Below are 16,855 nucleotides of genomic sequence, written 5' to 3' on the forward strand. Positions count from 1 at the left end.
ATGACATTGTGCATTATTGCCTAGGCGGCGCGGCGGCGGCTTTGGGCCCGATCGAATAAAATACACTCAATGGCCGCACACATCGAATGGGCCTTAAAGACCGAGAAGGCACTCGGGCGTTGCCGAATCAGCGTGTGCAGGCTGTCTTTCAAGACATTGAGCTCACTATCAGGTAACTCATACAGCCAATCGTACGGGGTAGAACCATAATTGGGGCGTGGCATGATCAAACCTCTGTGCAACAACAACAGCGTTAGTAATGACATTAGCTTTCAGCTTGAACCGATTTTGCGCTGATTTGAAGCTGTTGCTGATAAGTGGTTTGGTGTCTTGAATTTGTCAGTTTTGCTGTGGCTGGGGCAGTTGCTGCCCTTGGCATGGCCGGGGTGAATTAATCATGTTGTACGGCATCACCATTATTTTCGCGACTTTATTCGCTGGCGAAGCACTCAGCCGGCTGTTGCAGCTGCCGATTCCCGGCGCGGTGATGGGCATGCTGCTGCTCACGCTGATCGCGATTTTACGCCGTGGTCTGGATCGACGAGTGGTGGATGCTGCCGGCGCCATGCTGCGCTATCTGGGGGTGCTGTTTATTCCGGCCGGGGTGGGTTTGATGACCTTGGGTGACGAAATCGGCCGGCAGGGCTGGGCCTTGCTCGCTACCTTGCTGATCTCTACGGTGATAACCATGGCCGGCACGGCTTGGATGCTGCAACACCTGTTGCGCCGCAAAGACCGGCTAAATAAAAACGCCATTCAGGATGAGCTGCCATGAATACCTTGTGGTTGTTGTGGCTGCAGTTAAGTCATATTCCGGCGTTCTGGATTGCGCTGACCTTATTGGCCTTTGGGATTGGCGACGCGCTGTATGTACGGGCGGGCGGTTTTCCGCTGCTCAATCCGGTGCTGATTAGCGTGTTATTGCTGATTAGCCTCTTGCTGTTCACCCATGTGCCGTACCCGGTGTATTTCGCCGGCGCACAGCCCATTCATATGCTCTTGGGTCCAGCCACAGTGGCGCTGGCGATTCCGCTGTATAGCAATTTGCAGCGGGTACGCGATTACGCACTACCCCTGTTGTTGGCCTTGCTGTTTGGTTGTGTGCTGGGGATCGTTTCGGCGCTGGCTTGCGGGCAATTATTTGGGTTGTCGGCCAGTAGCTTGGCCTCGATTGCGCCCAAATCGGTGACTACGCCGATTGCCATGGCGCTGGCCCAGCATGCCGGTGGTAATGTTTCGCTGGCGGCGGGGTTTGTGATTCTGACAGGCATTTGCGGCGCCGTGTTGGCCGTGCCGATTTTCCGCCTGTTGCGCATCGAGCATGAAATTGCCCAAGGCTTTGCGCTGGGGATGGCCGCGCACGGGGTGGGTACATCGCGGGCGATTCAGCTCTCCGAAACCGCCGGTGCTTTTTCCGGCTTGGCGATGGGGCTGAATGGGGTGCTGACGTCCTTGCTGCTCTCGGTGGTGCTGGGCTCGTGGTGGTCGGTGTTTGGCTAACTATTGCTAGGGGTATTGCCCGGAAATCAAAGCTTTGAAAGGCGCTTTGGGTAATACGTGCCGGGGTATTTTGTAATATGCCATCGACGTGTGTTGGCTGATGGCTGGCACGCGCTAGCCGTGCTCTAATGCCAGCTCCGGACGATGGAGGAACAATAATGACAATCCGTATGACCCTGGCGCTGAGCGCGCTCTTGCTGTGCAGCCCGCTGGTGCACGCGCACGATGAGGCCACCATGGCCGCAATGAAAGCCCCTCATGGTGGCCAGCTGAAAATGGCCGGCTGGTATCACTTTGAATTGGTGCAGCAGGGCCGCAAAGCCGTGCTGTACATCACCGATCACGCGGGCGTGGCCAAGCCCTCGGTAGGTGTGAAGGGCGAGCTCAGCACCGTGAGCAATGGCAAAACCCAAACGCTGACGCTAAGCCCCGCTAAACCCAATCTGCTGCAGGGCCAATGGGCCAGCGCTCCGGCGAAGGGCGCAACCATTCAGGCCAAGATCACCTTTCCGGACGGCCGCAGCGAGCAAACCAGCTTTGGCCCCGCCGCCGCGATGGATCACAGCCAGCATCACTAAGATCGCTTTGCGAGTCCCCAGCGCCCACTGTGTGTATGCACAGTGGGCGTTGTTGTTTTACCGCGTTGGTCGCGCAGGAATAGCTGGCATTAGTGCACAAATGGGCGAGTTCCCTCCTTGTAAGGTGGATTCTTACGCAGACTGGTCATGATGGCGCTTGCTACGCTGTGGGCATTCATTAGCTGCGCCCACGGGCGCTATTTTGCTCAGGAGGTGCCCGATGGCCCGTGCTTTACCCATGTGGATGTTGTCAGTGTGTTTATTGGTATTCAGTGGCTGGGCGCAGGCGCGTGGCGAGCATGGCGGCAACTGGGAAAAACTGGCCAGTAAAAATGTGGGCATTCTGGGCGACCGCGATAGCATTCATGTGAATCGTGGCCCGTATAACAAGCTGCGCCTGAGTGTGCACAAGCGGGCGGTGCAGTTTTCTAGGGTGTTTGTTGAGTTTCGCAATGGCGATCGGATCGAAGTGCCGGTGCGCGAGCGTATCCACGCCGGCGGCCAAAGCCGGGTGATCGATCTACCCGGCCGCGGGCGCTATATCAAAAAAGTGATTCTCTGGTACAAAACCGCGCCGGGTACTCTGGAGCGGGCGCAAGTGGCGGTGTGGGCGCGGCGCTAGGGCTGTCGCGGGTGGGTGAATCTGTCATTGTTTTGTGCAGTGCAGCGTGATAGGCTCAAAGCCTGAGTGTTCACGCAAGTATTTGTTTCAATTGGTTTGCTCAGGTTTGTATTGCCTTTATTTGCACGACTCAGCCCGGAGACGCCCGCATGCCGTACTACTTCGAAGACCTGACGCTCGATCTGAGCGCCGAATACCGCAAAACCCTCACCGAAACCGATGTGGTGCTGTTCGCCGGCCTCACCGGCGACAACAACCCAATGCACATCGATGCCGAATTCGCCGGCCAAACCCGCTTTGGCGAGCGCATTGTGCACGGGATGCTGACCGCTAGTTTTCTCTCTACCGTGATCGGCATGCACTTGCCCGGGCCGGGTTGTATTTACATGGCGCAGAATATCCGCTTTGTAAAACCCGTTCACATCGGCGAAACCGTCCGCGCCACCGCCCGCGTTGTCGAGCTGTGGCCCGACAAGCAACGCGCCAAGCTGATTACCGAGTGTTTTGTGCGCGATACCGTGGTGCTGACTGGTGATGCGCTGGTGTGGGTGCCCAAACGGCCAGTGGGTTGAGCGTTTGCCAAAATCTTGCTCACCAAGCGCTTAGCGTTCACGGCCCGTTCGTTGTGCGGCTAGTTTGTGCTGAGCGCCGCAGTGCTTAATCCCAGTGTGAGCCACGACCGCGTTACCTGCCTGTATTAGAATCGCCGCCAATTCTAAAAAGAGCGAGGGGCATGGTATGGCATATTCTCAATCCTGGCGCGATGCGTGGTTTGCGCGGGTTTTTTCGCGGCTGGATGTCTTCAAAATCTTATTTGAAGACACGGATATTGAGCGGCGCTATTTTGCGCTTCAGCCTGATTCACGTGTGTTGGTGATTTCAGGCGCGGGCTGTGGCGTGGCCAGTATGCTGGCGCATCGTCCTGCCCGCATTGATGCGGTGGATATGAATCCGCATCATCTGGCGCTCACCGGCCTGAAAGTCGCCGCCACCCGCCAGCTCAGCTGTAGCGATACGCTGTATGCCTTGTTTGGTCATGGTCGACATGCGGATGCGCCACAGCTGATCAATACCTTAACGCAGGAGCTGCCGGCGTGGATGCAGCAGTATTGGCGCAAGCATGCGGGCAAATTCAGTCATGATTTTTACCGGCAGGGTTTTTTCTACCGCATTATCGGGACTTTGCATCGCCAGATGCAGCTGGATGCCGACTGGCTGCGGGCTTTAGCGGGGTTGCCGGTGGCTCAGCGTCAGCAACTGGCGGGAGCGCGTTATCGGCAGGTACTGGGCAAAAGCTGGATCCGCGCCGTGGTTGATTCACCATTACCTTTGCTGGCGCAGGGGATTAATTTCCGCCAGCGTGATCTGAATTTACACACCAATGCCGCCCAATCGATGGGTCAGGTGTTGCTGAATCTGGTGGATCAGCTTGCTACTACCGATGTGGCGCGCAACTGGATTATCTGGCATTGCCAGTTGGCTCAGTTTGATCATCAGGAGCCAGCCTGTCGACCGCCGTATTTGCGGCCTGAGTTACATCAGCAAGCGCATGGTGCACCTACCGCCACTCACTTTCACCGTGAAAACCTGTTTCATGTACTGGGGCGTGCCGCCGCTGGGCAGTGGACGCATTTTGGCCTGAGCGACGCCATGGACTGGATGCCACCCGAAGTGCAACGCCAAGTGCTGCAGGAAATCTGTCGCACGGCGGCACCCGGTGCGCGGGTCATCATCCGCAGTGTGGCGACAGATGACCTGGTGGCCAAACTGGGCATGCAAGCCCAGCTGCAGCGACTGGATGCCATTTCCGAGCGCGCCACGGCCGAAGAATGCAGCCGACTTTACCTGCGCACCGATCTGTATCAGGTGCTGGCATGAGTCGCGAGCTGGAAGAACACCGGGCGTTTTTAAATCGCTATTACCAGCATGTCCGCCATGTGTATGATCTGAGCCGCAAATTTTTCCTGTTTGGGCGCGACCGGGCTTTACGGGACTTGCTGGCGGGGCAGTGGGAAGATCTGGTCGAAATCGGCGCGGGCACGGGTCGCAATTTGCGTTGGCTCGCGCGCCGCCGGCCAGCCCATTACACCGGTATTGATGCCGCGGATGCAATGCTATTGCAGGCTCGCCGGCAAGCTCCAGCTATGCGCTTTCTGCATGGGTTTGCGGAAACCTGCGACATCGCGGGGCTACATGGGCGCGCGCCAGCGCGGATTTTGTTTGCCTATTCACTCTCGATGATGCCACAGCCGGCTGCTGCGCTAGCCAATGCGGCCGCTGCCTTGGCGCCGGGGGGGGAAATCTGGATTATCGATTTTGCCGATGCGGCCCATTGGTGGGCGCCGGCACGGCGTGCGCTGCGGCGCTTTCTGGCGCCATTTCGGGTTTATCCGCCGCCAGCCAGCCTGTATACCCCGTATGAGACCCAGCTAGAATATGGCCTGGGGCGCTATTATCAGCTGGTGCGGTTGCGGCCACGGTTGGCCAGTTGCCAAGCTTGAATCGCTGGAAATACATCGCGGCGTAGTTCATCACCCAACAGTAAATCGGCATGGCCATAATCCACCCTGCAAGCCGCCGCGCACTGACAGGGCAAAAGAGTGAGCTGCGGCGGCTGGGCACTGCCCACCGGAAAAGTACGGGCTAGCTCATCGGCCAGCACCTGCGCCCGCGCCGAATAAGGGTTGGCGCCATACACCAGCAGCACGGGCAGGCCGGCCAATACGGCAGGCTGATAGCTGGGTTCGTGACCATCAATCCAGCGTAGTAGTTGACGGGCCACGCCGATGGGCACGTTATCAAAGGTGCGGGTGATGATCTCGGCAAGGGGAATCTGCTGCAGATTATTAAAGTTCGCCCATTTCTGCCAGCTGGCTGTTTTTTGTAACAGTGGCGCGAGTAAAGCGAGTATAGGATTTAGCCAGCGATAGGGTATATGGCTAAAACCAAATATCTGCAAGGCTCGCAGAGTCATACGTGCAGGGGTACTGATGGGGTAGCCGCTTAAATCAACAGGGGCTTCCACCAAGGCCAAGGTAGTCAGGAATGACTGGTTTTCCCCATGTATGAGGTTGAGTGACTGTTGTTGCGCTAGCGCCGCTAGCCATTGCAAACCGCCCAGCGAAAACCCTACCGCATGCAAAGTCGTGTAGCCGGCAGCCGTGCGTAAGCTCGTGCACCAGTCATGCAGTGCTCTGGCTTGTTCGGCGAGCGTGCAATCGCCAGCCAGTGGCAGCAAATCAATGGTGAAGACATCCATCCCCGCCCCCTGCCAGTGCGCGATCCAGTCGCAATGCGCCCGCAGCGAAAAAGCGCGCGGATGAATCCCAAAGCCGCTGAGCAAAATCACCGCCTCCCGACTTGAGGGCGTGGCGGCTGGGTGACGCCAAAACTGAAACTGCAGTCCGCGCGGCCCGAGTAGCAGCTCAGGGAGAGGTCGGTAAGTATGCTGAGGCACGATGAACAAGGGCCGCTGGTGAAGAATAGGGCATGCTACTGATTGCCGACAGGACTGGCAATTTGCGTGCCCCGTGCTGCCCTGCTTGAGCGCAAAAAAGCCCCGCACAGGCGGGGCTTGGCTAAATGCTAGGGGCTTACTTCCTCGCGTGCGCCACCAGCACCATTACGGCGGCGGAGGCTAGGCGGGTTTTCACATCATCGGCGCGGCTGGTGAGCACAATCGGGACACGGGCCCCGAGCACAATCCCGGCCGAATCGGCGGCGGCGAAGTAGCTCATTTGTTTGGCCAGCATATTGCCGGCCTCAATATCGGGCACCACCAGGATGTCGGCTTGGCCGGCCACGGGCGAATTGATTTTCTTGGTTTTGGCGGCGGCCATTGAAATGGCATTATCAAAAGCCAGCGGGCCATCCAGCTGCGCGCCATGAATCTGGCCACGATCGGCCATTTTGCACAGCAGGGCGGCATCCATGGTGGAGGGCATTTTGTCGGTCACGGTTTCTACCGCCGACAGCAGCGCGACTTTCGGGCATTCAATGCCCAAAATATGCGCCAGATCGATGGCGTTTTGGGTAATGTCGACTTTATCGGCCAGGGTGGGGGCGATATTAATTGCCGCATCGGTCACCAGCAGCGCGCGCTCATACGCTGGCACATCCATCACAAACACATGGCTAATACGCCGCGCCCCGCGCAGCCCGGTGCTGCCGCTCATCACGGCCGACATCATTTCATCGGTATGCAGGCTGCCTTTCATCAGGGCGCTGGCTTCGCCATTGCGACAGAGCTCAACGGCCTTGAGCGCCGAGGCGTGGCTATGCTCGGTGCCCACAATGCGCACGCCGCCTAGATCAACGCCCACTTGCTGTGCCAGCGCCCGGATTTTGCCTTCTGGCCCGACCAGAATTGGCACGATCAGTTTTTCATGCGCAGCGGCCATCGCGCCGAGCAGGGAGTCAGGGTCGCACGGGTGCACCACGGCGGTGGGAACGGCCGGGAGCAGATCGGTTTTGGCGCGTAATTCGGCAAAAACATGATGGGCGCGCAGGGTAAATTGCGGCGCTTCGGCGTATTGGCTGCGCTGTTTTTCGGTGGGGGCTGCTACTTGAATGGGGCCAGAGCAAAGCCGATCACCATGCTGGTTTTCACACACGGCTTCCAGCGTTACGGTGTGATTGCTGGCGTGTTTTTCGCTCACGGTGAGGGTGAGATTGAGAATATCGTCTTCATGCACCCAGCCACTGCTGCGCAGGCCATGCTCACGGATCAGCGAGCCGGGGCCGGGGAAGGAGTTGGTGGCGGTGGCGGTCAGAAATAAAAACACGCCGGTGGCGGGTACTTTGATCTGGCCTTCTTCTTCCACCTTGCCGCCCATCATGCCCAGCATCTCCACATCGCTGCGGCGGATCAGATGCTGACGGTGGTATTGCTGGCCGAGGGCCAGATCAGCAAACAACACATTTTGCGTACTCATGATCAACTCCTGCGGCCCCGGGCCGCCTGCTGTGGCCGGCGCACCGGCCGAGGTTTAGCCCATGATGTTGACGCCACCATCAATATAAAAAGTGGAGCCGGTCAGGCGTTTGGCGCCATCCGAACACAAAAACACTGCCGCGGCGCCCACATCATCGATGTCTACCAGCTCGCGCATTGGCGCTTGCTGAGCGGCTTGCGCCAGCATGGCGTTAAATTCGGGAATGCCGCTGGCTGCGCGGGTCATGATCGGGCCGGGCGATACCGCATGTACGCGGATTTTCTTTGGCCCCAGCTCGTTGGCGAGGTATTTCACGCTGGCTTCCAGTGCGGCTTTCACCGGGCCCATTACGCCATAATTGGGCACCACGCGCTCGGCACCCAGATAGCTCATGGTGAGCAGGGTGCCGCCTTCGTGCATCAGCGGCTCGGCCAGCTTGCACATGCGGATAAATGAATGGCAAGACACATCCATGGCCAGGGCAAAGCCTTCGGCACTGCTATCCACCACGCGGCCGTGCAGGTCGTCTTTAAGCGCAAAGGCAATTGAATGCACCGCCATATCCAGCTGGCCCCATTGCTGGCGGATTTTGCTAAACACGGCTTCAAGCTCGCCCGGCTCTTGCACATTACATTTTTCCAGAATCGCCGGCTCCAGCTCGTCCAGCAGCGGGGCGATAAAATCGCGGGTGCGCTCGGTTTGGTAAGTGATCGCCAGCTCCACACCCTGGGCTTTTAAGGCCTTGGCCACCCCGTAGGCAATCGAATTGGCATTGGCCAAACCCAGAATCAGGGCGCGTTGCCCGTTCATTGCTGTGCTCATGGTAGATATCCTGTTGATTAAAATGGCGAAAGTGGTAAGCAAGCGCTGGCGCCGTCAGCCGGCATGCTGCACTGCGAGATACTTTGCATGCTAGCCTTTGCCGCTTTGTTGTGCAATGCAATATAACCGGCCAATATGACCAAACCAAGATGGCCAAGTCGGGTGCATTAATCCCCAGCGATGTATTGCCACTGTCGGCAATAAATTCATAGCTTAGCGCCCGATACGGCAGCGGGTATCTTGGCGTGCAGTGCTTTCGATCTAGATCAAAAGTGCAACTTGTCAGCGGCGGGCGAAGCGGCAATACTCTTGTCGCTGCAATGGAAGGAAAACCCGTGTTTAGTGCTGCCTATCAGGCCCTTATGGCCACTGACCCCCAAGAAAAAATCGCCCTGGTGCAGGCGATTGTGATCCCCGCCGCGCCCCCCATGGCCGAGGCTTTACCGATTCAAACGGTTAACCCACCAGGCCGGCCACAGCGGCCGGAGCTGGTGCTGCCGGCGAAAGTGCCCAAACGCAGCAATCTGCGCCTGACTGAAAACCGCGCCGCCATGCTGCATGCCTTTGCGCATATCGAATTTAACGCGATCAATCTGGCGCTGGATGCCATCTACCGCTTTCGCGAGATGCCGCTGCAGTTCTACCACGACTGGCTGCAGGTCGCGCGCGAAGAGGGCTATCACTATAATCTGCTGTGCGCGCATCTGGCCGATCTGGGCTATCAGTATGGTGATTTTGCTGCCCACAACAGCCTATGGGAAATGGCCGTGAAAACCGATGCGGACGTCATGGCGCGTATGGCGCTGGTGCCGCGCATTCTGGAAGCGCGCGGGCTCGATGCCGTGCCCCCCTTGCAAGCCAAGCTCGGCGCGGTGGGCGATCAACGCGCCTGCGAGATTCTGGATATTATCCTGCGCGATGAGATCGGCCATGTGCGCATCGGCAATCGCTGGTTTCACTGGTGTTGCGATCAGCGCGGCCTAGAGCCGATTGCCACCTTTGTTCGCCTGGTGCGGGAATACGATGCGCCCCAATTTCGCGGTGCGATGAATCATTTGGCGCGGGTGGAAGCGGGCTTTAGCCAAGAAGAAATCGAGCTGATCGAATCTCTGCGCACTTAGCCCAGATGGGGGGCTGATGCATCCTCGCAAGTTGTTTGTCTCGCTATCTTGCATTAAAAGGTACCGGGTAATATGATGGTTGTGCCGAGAAGGGATATGCAAATGCAATGGAGAGGCGATGAAAATCCAGCTTAAGAAAGGGGTGCTGGAAATGTGTGTGCTATCAGTGCTCGCGCGTGGCGATAGCTATGCCTATGAAATTGTCAGCACTCTATCCAGCACGATGGGCATCAGCGAAGGCACGATTTATCCATTGATGCGCCGGCTTGAAGCCGAGCAGTTTGTGAGTACGTATCTCAGCCAATCCAGCAACGGGCCTGCACGCAAATACTACAGCTTGACCGAATCTGGGCGGTTAGCGCTGCGGCAAATGCAGCGGGAATGGCAGGAATTTGTGGGTGATGTCGAACAAGTAATACAGCAAGGAATCGCGAAATGAATCAGCAAGAATTTATCGCGCAGCTTGAGCGTGCATTACGGCAGTTACCCGCCGCTGAAGTGCGGGATATTGTGACTGAGTATCAAGGCTACTTCGCCGAAGCGATAGCGAGCGGGCGCAGTGAAGCCGAGTTTTCCGCCGCATTGGGATATCCGGAGCAATTAGCGCAAGAGATTTTGGCGCGCAGTAATGTACCTGCATGGCAAAAAACAAAATCGTACGTATTTCAGACCAATGAAAACTCGGGCTGGGCTTGGGTACGTCATGCTTGGCATATTTTCAAGCAAGCTCCCGTGATGTTTACCACTTTAGGTGTGTTGTTTGTCGCTGTGGAAATGAGCCTGCCTGATTCTTTCCTCAAAGAACTTGAGGCGTTTGCTTTAGCGTTTTTGACGAGCCTCTTTATCTCCGTTGTGGTGGCGTTGGCATGGCAAGTTGAGGAAGGTGAGAAATTACTTCCCCATCTGAAGTATCACCAGCAACGCAAACAAGTATTGTGGCGCATATTTTTCGGCGCAGTGATATGGGCAGTGATCTGGAGTGTGCAGGAATGCTTGGGTGATTTGATCGCAGGGCGTGAGCTCGGGATATCAATTGCTGCGGAGAAAACCGGGCTAGAAGAACTTTTTTTCTGGAGCACAATGGTGCTGGGTTTACTGTTTTTATTCACGAATGCGTTGGTTGTGATCGAACGGGTATCGATTTGGTCAGCATTTAAGTTGAGTTTAAAAGCGGGATTCAAGTGCTGGCGGCCTTTGTTAGCTAGCGTTGCGATGGTGTATGCGTTGGCGATGATTGGTGCGGTTGGTGTGATCGCCTTCTTTGTTAATGCTGAGTATGTCACTGGCATCGATGTTCCACTTAGTGCCATATTTGATCATGCGTATTTTTATGCCCCAATATTTGGGTGGGTTGCGGCCTTATTGAGTCTGTTGTCTTACTCTTGTTGGGCTGCCGTTTTCCGTGATGGGCCGATGCGAATGCAAGTCCACCGGTCTTAAAATAAAATGACCTTAGAAAAATAAAAAAACCGACCTACATGGTCGGTTTTATTTACTGATCGGCGGGGTATTTCGTATTGCTTAGTCTTTAAAAGGGCAGCTGCGATATACCCTAGGGGCTATTTCTGCGCGACTTTCTGTCCGGTCGGGTTGTCCCAGTCGTAATAGCCTTTCCAGGCGTTGTAAACCAGATTGGGGTATTCCGGCCGGCCGAGGCTGCCGTTGTAGCGGCCGAGCGCCCGAAAGAGATCGCCGTTTTCGATATCCAGATAATGGCGCAAGATGGTGCAGCCATAGCGCAGATTGGTGTTCATATCGAATAGGCTTTGGTCGGGCGTGCCGATGGCGCGTTGCCAGAAGGGCATCACCTGCATCAGGCCGCGTGCGCCCACCGGGCTGATGGCGTAGCGGTTAAAGCGGCTTTCGATGTGAATCAGCCCTAGCACCATTTGCGGGTCTAGCCCGGCGCGGGTGGCTTCGTATTGAATGGCGGTGAGTAATTTGCGGCGGACAAATTCATCGGGAATGCGCGATTTTAGCCGCTCGGACATTTCATCCAGCCAGGCTTCCCCTTCGGCTTTATTGGCAAACATCAGGCGTGGCTCGATGCGATCGGCAATGCTGCGGCGCAGGCTGGTGGCCACCGAGTCCGAGAGAAATTCCTCGCGCTGCGCGCCAGCATGGGCGGCGCCGGTTAGGAGGGCAAGGCAAAGGCTAAGGGGGAGAGCGAACTTCAACATCATGAATTTGCAACCAAAATTACTGTCGCCATTGTGGCGGCTGATGGCGCTAGGGTCAATCGCTGCGCGCCTCAGTGTGAGCCAAACGGCAATCTGGTGCCCGAATGCAAACAGCCCATACGCGGGGTATGGGCTGTTCAGGCTTACCAGGGGTATTGCTTGCAATGGCTTTCAAAAATTAGCCTAGCAGGTCATACCCCAGCGGGTACTTAGGCCAGTTGCTGCTGGATAAAGCTCAGTGCGTCGCCCACAGCGATTTTTTGCATTTCACCGGCGCGGCGGGCCACGTATTCGACTTCGCCATTGGCCAGCGCTTTATCACCCACGGTAATGCGATGCGGAATACCGATCAATTCCATATCGGCAAACATCGAACCCGGCCGCTCGTTGCGATCATCCAGCAGTACTTCGATGCCGGCGGCACTGAAGTCGGCATACAGCTGCTCGGCGGCGGCTTTGACGGCGTCTGATTTGTGGTAGCCCACCGCTACGATGGCCACGGCAAATGGTGCCATCGCTTGCGGCCAGATAATGCCGCGCGCGTCGTGATTTTGCTCGATGGCGGCGCCCACAATCCGTGAAACGCCAATGCCATAGCAGCCCATTTCCATTGGCGTGAGCTGGTTTTGCTCGTTCAGGAATTCGGCTTTCATGGCTTGCGAGTATTTGGTGCGCAGCTGGAAGATGTGGCCGACTTCAATCCCGCGGCACAATTCCAGCACGCCGCCTTTACCATCCGGGCAAACGTCGCCGTTTACTACATTGCGGATGTCTGCCACCACGGCAGGCTCGGGCAGGTCACGACCAAAGTTCACGCCGGCCAGGTGGAATTTCGGCTTGTTGGCGCCGCAGACAAAGTCGCTCATCGCAGCCACGGTGCGATCGGCAATCACGCGGATATTCGCGTTGATCCCCACGGGGCCGATAAAGCCGGGTGGGCAGTTCAGATTGCTGCGGATTTCTTCTTCGGTGGCGAAACGGAAATCGAGCATGCCATCTACTTTGCCGATTTTCACTTCGTTCAGGTTATGGTCGCCGCGCAGCAGAGCCAGCACAAACTCGCCGGCGGTGGTCACCAGCGCAATAGCTTTCACTGTGCGCTCGATACCAATGCCGAGCAGGGCGGCTACGTCTTCGCAGGCGGTTTGTTTCGGGGTGTCGACTTCGCGCAGCGCTTCGCTGGCGGCCGCGCGTGGGGCGGCTGGCGGCAGTGCTTCTGCCAGCTCCACGTTGGCGGCGAACTCAGAAGTCGGGCAGTAGGCCAGCAAATCTTCGCCGGCATCGGCCAGGACATGGAATTCATGCGAGCCATCGCCACCAATGGCGCCGGTATCGGCGGCCACGGCGCGGAACTGCAGGCCCAGGCGGCTAAACACGTTTGAATAGGCGCCATACATCACTTTGTAGGTGTCTTGCAGCGAAGCCAGATCCGCGTGGAAGGAGTACGCGTCTTTCATCATAAATTCACGCGCGCGCATCACGCCAAAACGCGGGCGGATTTCGTCGCGGAATTTGGTTTGCACCTGGTAGAAATTCACCGGCAGCTGTTTGTAGCTTTTGATTTCCGAACGCGCGATGTCGGTGATGACTTCTTCGTGGGTTGGGCCAAAACAGAAATTACGCTCGTGGCGGTCGGTGATTTTCAGCATTTGCGGGCCGAAGACATCCCAGCGGCCGGTTTCTTGCCACAGCTCGGCCGGTTGCACGGCGGGCATCAGCAGCTCTTGGGCGCCGGCTTTGTTCATCTCTTCACGCACCACGCTCTCTACCTTGCGCAAGACGCGCAGACCCAGAGGCATCCAGGTATACAGGCCCGAGCCCAGCCGTTTGATCAGGCCCGCGCGCAGCATCAGCTTGTGCGAGAGCAGTTCGGCCTCGGAAGGCGCTTCTTTCAGGGTAGAGAGAAATAAGTGTGAGGTGCGCATAATGGCAAAATCCAATAGAGAAGAGGGTCGTGGCCCCGGCAAAGGGGCCATTTTAGCTGATTGGCGCTGATTATTCAGTACGCTCGGCCGCTTCACCCTGGGCGCGCTCGGCTTCCAGACGGGCGATTTCGGCGGCTTTTTGCTCGGCGCGTTTGGCGGCAAATTTCGGGCGCAGCAGATTCATCAAAATAATGTCACGACCTTTCATCAAAGCCAGCAGCCACACCACCAAAATTGCCGCGTACGACCACGAATCATTGCGCAGGCCCGGCGCCAGCGCCGCCATCAGTGGGTTGAGGGCAAACTGTACGCTGCCCAACACCACCAGCAGCAAAATCACCGTCGAGATGGCGCGCTCACGCAGGAAAGTCCCGCGCAGCAAAACGCGCTGCTCCCAGGCCGAGAGGCCAGCTAATTCAGGAACGGAATCCGGGCGGAAATAGAAGGTCATAACGCTGTTATCCAGTTAACACATTGGCGGGCAATGTTACGGGAAAGTGCATATAAAGCAAGCCCGTACTTCCCGTTTGGCCGCCTACGTGGTATCTGTTAGGCCATAACAAGGAGACGAATGATGTCACATGCTTTACGCCCTCTTGTGCTGGGTTTCAGTCTGGCCCTGCTGACTGCGCCAGCCAGTTTTGCGGCCAAAAAAGCCAGCGCCCCGGCCAAAGCCGCCAGTAGTGCCAATGCCGTAGCCAGCGCGGCGGCGGCCACGCCCGCGCAGCCGCCACTGGGCAATGCGCAATTTATGCTCAATCAGTTCAACGAGATTTTGCTGCCAGCGCAAAACGCGCTCGCGACGGCCGCCGCCGGCTTGCCGGATGCGACCCGGCGCTTCTGTGCCGCCAGCGCGGCAGACAAGCCTGCAGCGTTTAGCGCGCTGCAGGCGCAATATGTCGCCACTTTGCTGGCTTGGCGGGCGATCGAAGTTGCACCGATTGGCCCCAGTGCCGACCCGGAAGTGGGCCAGCTGATGGAAGGTGCGAGCCGCGCACCGGCGGAAATCCTCACCCTCACCAAGCTGCAGCCGGCGGCGCAAATGGTGGATGGCCAGGCGGCGTATGAGGCGAAAAAACTACCTGCCTGGGGTATGGGCTTCAAAGCTATTGAATCATTGCTTTACACCGATACACCTCAGCAGAGTATTGCCCGGCTGAGCGCGGCGCCGGCTTGCCAGTATTTGCTGTGGCAAAGTCAGGTAGTGAGCTATCAGGGTGAAACGCTGCGCCGCGCCTGGGTGGGGCTCAGCCGCGGGGTGCAATATGATTTGAGCTATCCGCGCACTTACCAGACGCAATATCTCAATCGCCTGATCGAAGGCGCACGCGAGCTGGCCAGCCAAAAAGTCGGCTTTAACGCCAATGGCTGGCTGGATGCGGCCAGCGGGCAAACGGTAGCCAGCCTGCAGGCCAATGTGGGCGCGCTGGCGCGCTTATTGCGCGGCAATCCGGTGGGGCTGGAAGAATTTGTCACCAGCCGCAACGATGCCGAGCTATGGCGCAAAGTAGAGGCGCCGCTGAGCCGGCTCGAGCTGGCCGCCAGCCAGCTTTCGGCTAGCCCCAGCCGGGATGAGGCTAAGACCCTCGCGGATGCGGCCAATGCGCTCGCCGAGGTGTTGCAGCACGAGGTGGCACCGAAAATGAGTATTCAAATCGGCAAAAAAGCTCAGTAAAGCAAGCGCGCCAGCGGAGGGCGTGCGGGCGGTGTCGCCCCGCGCGCTGCCGCTGTGTGGGGCGGCTTGAGCTGGCTCGCGTGGGCTTTGTGTTTATTCCAGCGTATCTAGCAGCTGGCCGCCCCAGCCCCAGTTTTCTTCCCGCGTTTCTTCAAAATTGATAATCACGTATTCGCGCGGTTTGCCGGCCACCCGTTCCATGGTGGCGGTCATTTCATCGACGATTTGCTGTTTTTGTTCGCGGCTGAGTTCGCCTGCTAAACGCACTTGAATATACGGCATGAAAAAGCTCCTGATGGCTAAGGGATGCGTTGCGCGCCGAGCACTTGTCACGGTACGGTCATATTAGCGACTTATGATGCGCGCTCTGTGATGTTTGTGGGAAGACTGCGCCATGCTACACCGATCAATCGCCCTTATGCTGCTTTTGGCGAGCTGGTTGCCCGCCGCCCACGCCGACATCACGGTCGGGATTTTGGTGTCGCGCAATGCCGAACAAACGCTGGAAGACTGGCAGCCGGTGCTGGACGATATGGCCGCCGCCATCGGGCAGAAAGTCACCGGGGTGGTCACCAGCGATCGCGACGAGCTGCTGCGCAAATTCAAAGACAAGCAAATCCAGGTGGCGCGCGTGGATAACAAGCTGGCACTGGATGCAGTGGAAACCGCCAATGCGCAGGTGTTTGCGCGCCTGAGCCTGATTGGCAATCTGAACGAATACCGCAGCCTGCTGCTGGTGCGCAAAAGCAGCGGCATTGTCGATGCCGATAGCCTGCTTAAACAGCCCAAAACCCTGCGCTACGCTGGCGGCAAAACCGGAACGACTGCCGAATATCTGATTCCGCATTACCATTTATTCTTTAAGCGCAATGTCTTGCCTGAGCATTTTTTCAAGCAATATCAGCAATTTACCGCAGAGGGTGCTTTTGTAGCGCTGGCGCGTAATCAGGCCGATGTGGCGGTGAGCAATACCTTTGAGCTGGAACAGCTTAAAGAGAAATACCCGCGCGATTTCGCCCAGATGCGCATTGTGTGGCAATCGCCGCCGTTTGCCTTTGATCCACTGGTGCTGCGCAATGATCTGAGCAGCAAAGACAAAGCGGCGATTAGCCAGTTTTTCCTCGATTACGGCCGCAAAGGCAATACGGCGCAGGCGCGGCAGCGTTTGTACTATGCCGATCAGTTGGCCGGCTTTGTCAAAGCCGACAACCGCAGCCTGCGGCAAGTGACCGACTTGCAGCTATTTCATGATTTATTCCGGCTCAATTTTGATACGGCTTTAAGCCCGGCGGCCAAAGAGGCCAAGCAAAAAGCCTACTACCAGCGCTTTGATCACTTGGTGGGATTACTGGGCGGAGCGAAATAAATCGCCCAGCGGGCTTGACGGGCTGACTGGCCTCATCTAATATGCGCCTTCTCTCGGGGGAGGTTACCCAAGCGGTCAACGGGTCCGGACTGTAACTCCGGCGGCTTAGCCTTCGAAGGTTCGAATCCTTCC

General features: G+C 57.4%; 20 protein-coding genes and 1 tRNA gene. 13 read left to right on the forward strand and 8 right to left on the reverse strand.

Features of this window, described 5'->3' with window-relative positions:
* Positions 1 to 20: 20 nt before the first annotated feature.
* Positions 21 to 224 carry a hypothetical protein gene (locus tag L991_RS05340; RefSeq protein ID WP_028449092.1) on the reverse strand — a complete coding sequence of 68 codons (204 nt, stop codon included), beginning with the start codon at positions 222 to 224 and terminating at the stop codon, positions 21 to 23.
* A gap of 173 nt (positions 225 to 397) precedes the next feature.
* On the opposite strand from L991_RS05340, the gene L991_RS05345 reads away from it, so the two are divergent.
* The 7 genes from L991_RS05345 (at position 398) to L991_RS05375 (ending at position 5,201) form a co-directional block, all read left to right on the forward strand.
* Entirely contained in the window at positions 398 to 775 is a 378-nt protein-coding gene (locus L991_RS05345) for a CidA/LrgA family protein (protein ID WP_034618961.1), read from the forward strand.
* Complete coding sequence (locus L991_RS05350) at positions 772 to 1,500, forward strand: LrgB family protein (protein WP_028449093.1); 729 nt, start codon at positions 772 to 774, stop codon at positions 1,498 to 1,500. The genes L991_RS05345 and L991_RS05350 overlap by 4 nt, the downstream gene beginning before the upstream one ends.
* Before the next feature lie 158 nt (positions 1,501 to 1,658).
* The gene (locus L991_RS05355; RefSeq protein ID WP_156128994.1) at positions 1,659 to 2,078 is read left to right on the forward strand and encodes a hypothetical protein; all 420 of its coding nucleotides are present in this window, start codon (positions 1,659 to 1,661) and stop codon (positions 2,076 to 2,078) included.
* A gap of 220 nt (positions 2,079 to 2,298) precedes the next feature.
* Positions 2,299 to 2,700: a hypothetical protein gene (locus L991_RS05360; protein WP_047393104.1), complete on the forward strand. Its 402-nt coding sequence runs from the start codon at positions 2,299 to 2,301 to the stop codon at positions 2,698 to 2,700.
* Between the two features lie 149 nt (positions 2,701 to 2,849).
* Complete coding sequence (locus L991_RS05365) at positions 2,850 to 3,272, forward strand: MaoC family dehydratase (RefSeq protein ID WP_047393107.1); 423 nt, start codon at positions 2,850 to 2,852, stop codon at positions 3,270 to 3,272.
* A 166-nt stretch (positions 3,273 to 3,438) separates the two neighbouring features.
* Entirely contained in the window at positions 3,439 to 4,578 is a 1,140-nt protein-coding gene (locus L991_RS05370) for a DUF3419 family protein (protein WP_047393110.1), read from the forward strand.
* Positions 4,575 to 5,201: a class I SAM-dependent methyltransferase gene (locus tag L991_RS05375; protein WP_052190646.1), complete on the forward strand. Its 627-nt coding sequence runs from the start codon at positions 4,575 to 4,577 to the stop codon at positions 5,199 to 5,201. Before L991_RS05370 ends, L991_RS05375 begins: the two co-directional genes overlap by 4 nt.
* Here the strand turns inward: L991_RS05375 and L991_RS05380 are convergent.
* The 3 genes from L991_RS05380 to fabI all read right to left on the reverse strand — a co-directional run bounded on the left by L991_RS05380 (position 5,156) and on the right by fabI (position 8,456).
* Positions 5,156 to 6,166 carry a hypothetical protein gene (locus tag L991_RS05380; RefSeq protein ID WP_156128995.1) on the reverse strand — a complete coding sequence of 337 codons (1,011 nt, stop codon included), beginning with the start codon at positions 6,164 to 6,166 and terminating at the stop codon, positions 5,156 to 5,158. The two genes, L991_RS05375 and L991_RS05380, sit on opposite strands and share 46 nt — an antisense overlap.
* A 127-nt stretch (positions 6,167 to 6,293) precedes the next feature.
* Positions 6,294 to 7,634 (reverse strand): bifunctional enoyl-CoA hydratase/phosphate acetyltransferase, encoded by a 1,341-nt coding sequence (locus L991_RS05385; protein ID WP_028449100.1) that lies wholly within the window; start codon positions 7,632 to 7,634, stop codon positions 6,294 to 6,296.
* A 54-nt stretch (positions 7,635 to 7,688) separates the two neighbouring features.
* On the reverse strand, positions 7,689 to 8,456 hold the full coding sequence (fabI, locus tag L991_RS05390; RefSeq protein ID WP_047393116.1) for an enoyl-ACP reductase FabI: 768 nt from the start codon (positions 8,454 to 8,456) through the stop codon (positions 7,689 to 7,691).
* 362 nt (positions 8,457 to 8,818) lie between these two features.
* On the opposite strand from fabI, the gene L991_RS05395 reads away from it, so the two are divergent.
* The 3 genes from L991_RS05395 (at position 8,819) to L991_RS16390 (ending at position 11,017) form a co-directional block, all read left to right on the forward strand.
* Positions 8,819 to 9,577 carry a ferritin-like domain-containing protein gene (locus L991_RS05395; RefSeq protein WP_231550489.1) on the forward strand — a complete coding sequence of 253 codons (759 nt, stop codon included), beginning with the start codon at positions 8,819 to 8,821 and terminating at the stop codon, positions 9,575 to 9,577.
* A 118-nt stretch (positions 9,578 to 9,695) separates the two neighbouring features.
* Positions 9,696 to 10,016: a PadR family transcriptional regulator gene (locus L991_RS05400; protein ID WP_028449103.1), complete on the forward strand. Its 321-nt coding sequence runs from the start codon at positions 9,696 to 9,698 to the stop codon at positions 10,014 to 10,016.
* Positions 10,013 to 11,017: an HAAS domain-containing protein gene (locus L991_RS16390; protein ID WP_052190647.1), complete on the forward strand. Its 1,005-nt coding sequence runs from the start codon at positions 10,013 to 10,015 to the stop codon at positions 11,015 to 11,017. Before L991_RS05400 ends, L991_RS16390 begins: the two co-directional genes overlap by 4 nt.
* 119 nt (positions 11,018 to 11,136) lie before the next feature.
* Here L991_RS16390 and L991_RS05410 read toward each other — a convergent pair whose 3' ends face one another.
* The 3 genes from L991_RS05410 to L991_RS05420 form a co-directional block, all read right to left on the reverse strand.
* Positions 11,137 to 11,757, reverse strand: coding sequence for a lytic transglycosylase domain-containing protein (locus L991_RS05410; protein WP_231550490.1), 621 nt, complete (start codon positions 11,755 to 11,757; stop codon positions 11,137 to 11,139).
* Between the two features lie 209 nt (positions 11,758 to 11,966).
* Positions 11,967 to 13,682, reverse strand: coding sequence for a proline--tRNA ligase (locus tag L991_RS05415; RefSeq protein ID WP_047393121.1), 1,716 nt, complete (start codon positions 13,680 to 13,682; stop codon positions 11,967 to 11,969).
* 70 nt (positions 13,683 to 13,752) lie between these two features.
* Positions 13,753 to 14,133, reverse strand: a complete 381-nt coding sequence (locus L991_RS05420) for a hypothetical protein (protein WP_047393123.1) — start codon at positions 14,131 to 14,133, stop codon at positions 13,753 to 13,755.
* A 123-nt stretch (positions 14,134 to 14,256) separates the two neighbouring features.
* On the opposite strand from L991_RS05420, the gene L991_RS05425 reads away from it, so the two are divergent.
* The gene (locus L991_RS05425; protein ID WP_047393126.1) at positions 14,257 to 15,357 is read left to right on the forward strand and encodes an imelysin family protein; all 1,101 of its coding nucleotides are present in this window, start codon (positions 14,257 to 14,259) and stop codon (positions 15,355 to 15,357) included.
* Between the two features lie 93 nt (positions 15,358 to 15,450).
* On the opposite strand, the gene L991_RS05430 is transcribed toward L991_RS05425, so the two are convergent.
* Positions 15,451 to 15,639, reverse strand: coding sequence for a 4-oxalocrotonate tautomerase family protein (locus tag L991_RS05430; protein WP_028449109.1), 189 nt, complete (start codon positions 15,637 to 15,639; stop codon positions 15,451 to 15,453).
* Between the two features lie 136 nt (positions 15,640 to 15,775).
* On the opposite strand from L991_RS05430, the gene L991_RS05435 reads away from it, so the two are divergent.
* Together L991_RS05435 and L991_RS05440 are read left to right on the forward strand one after the other, a co-directional pair.
* Complete coding sequence (locus tag L991_RS05435; protein WP_047393129.1) at positions 15,776 to 16,723, forward strand: PhnD/SsuA/transferrin family substrate-binding protein; 948 nt, start codon at positions 15,776 to 15,778, stop codon at positions 16,721 to 16,723.
* Positions 16,724 to 16,788: 65 nt separating this feature from the next.
* Positions 16,789 to 16,855 (forward strand) — tRNA-Tyr (locus tag L991_RS05440).

The organism is Chitinibacter sp. ZOR0017 (genome assembly GCF_000799095.1).
Taxonomy (GTDB): Bacteria; Pseudomonadota; Gammaproteobacteria; order Burkholderiales; family Chitinibacteraceae; genus Chitinibacter; species Chitinibacter tainanensis.

What these genes read in the sequence shown, in the direction of transcription:
- L991_RS05355 (WP_156128994.1), top strand. Translation starts at nt 1,659, where the DNA reads ATGACAATCCGTATGACCCTGGCGCTGAGCGCGCTCTTGCTGTGCAGC.
- L991_RS05370 (WP_047393110.1), top strand. Translation starts at nt 3,439, where the DNA reads ATGGCATATTCTCAATCCTGGCGCGATGCGTGGTTTGCGCGGGTTTTT.
- L991_RS05345 (WP_034618961.1), top strand. Translation starts at nt 398, where the DNA reads ATGTTGTACGGCATCACCATTATTTTCGCGACTTTATTCGCTGGCGAA.
- L991_RS05340 (WP_028449092.1), bottom strand. Translation starts at nt 224, where the DNA reads ATGCCACGCCCCAATTATGGTTCTACCCCGTACGATTGGCTGTATGAG.
- L991_RS05410 (WP_231550490.1), bottom strand. Translation starts at nt 11,757, where the DNA reads ATGTTGAAGTTCGCTCTCCCCCTTAGCCTTTGCCTTGCCCTCCTAACC.
- L991_RS16390 (WP_052190647.1), top strand. Translation starts at nt 10,013, where the DNA reads ATGAATCAGCAAGAATTTATCGCGCAGCTTGAGCGTGCATTACGGCAG.
- L991_RS05420 (WP_047393123.1), bottom strand. Translation starts at nt 14,133, where the DNA reads ATGACCTTCTATTTCCGCCCGGATTCCGTTCCTGAATTAGCTGGCCTC.
- L991_RS05360 (WP_047393104.1), top strand. Translation starts at nt 2,299, where the DNA reads ATGGCCCGTGCTTTACCCATGTGGATGTTGTCAGTGTGTTTATTGGTA.
- fabI (WP_047393116.1), bottom strand. Translation starts at nt 8,456, where the DNA reads ATGAGCACAGCAATGAACGGGCAACGCGCCCTGATTCTGGGTTTGGCC.
- L991_RS05425 (WP_047393126.1), top strand. Translation starts at nt 14,257, where the DNA reads ATGTCACATGCTTTACGCCCTCTTGTGCTGGGTTTCAGTCTGGCCCTG.
- L991_RS05385 (WP_028449100.1), bottom strand. Translation starts at nt 7,634, where the DNA reads ATGAGTACGCAAAATGTGTTGTTTGCTGATCTGGCCCTCGGCCAGCAA.
- L991_RS05435 (WP_047393129.1), top strand. Translation starts at nt 15,776, where the DNA reads ATGCTGCTTTTGGCGAGCTGGTTGCCCGCCGCCCACGCCGACATCACG.
- L991_RS05415 (WP_047393121.1), bottom strand. Translation starts at nt 13,682, where the DNA reads ATGCGCACCTCACACTTATTTCTCTCTACCCTGAAAGAAGCGCCTTCC.
- L991_RS05365 (WP_047393107.1), top strand. Translation starts at nt 2,850, where the DNA reads ATGCCGTACTACTTCGAAGACCTGACGCTCGATCTGAGCGCCGAATAC.
- L991_RS05350 (WP_028449093.1), top strand. Translation starts at nt 772, where the DNA reads ATGAATACCTTGTGGTTGTTGTGGCTGCAGTTAAGTCATATTCCGGCG.
- L991_RS05430 (WP_028449109.1), bottom strand. Translation starts at nt 15,639, where the DNA reads ATGCCGTATATTCAAGTGCGTTTAGCAGGCGAACTCAGCCGCGAACAA.
- L991_RS05400 (WP_028449103.1), top strand. Translation starts at nt 9,696, where the DNA reads ATGAAAATCCAGCTTAAGAAAGGGGTGCTGGAAATGTGTGTGCTATCA.
- L991_RS05375 (WP_052190646.1), top strand. Translation starts at nt 4,575, where the DNA reads ATGAGTCGCGAGCTGGAAGAACACCGGGCGTTTTTAAATCGCTATTAC.
- L991_RS05395 (WP_231550489.1), top strand. Translation starts at nt 8,819, where the DNA reads ATGGCCACTGACCCCCAAGAAAAAATCGCCCTGGTGCAGGCGATTGTG.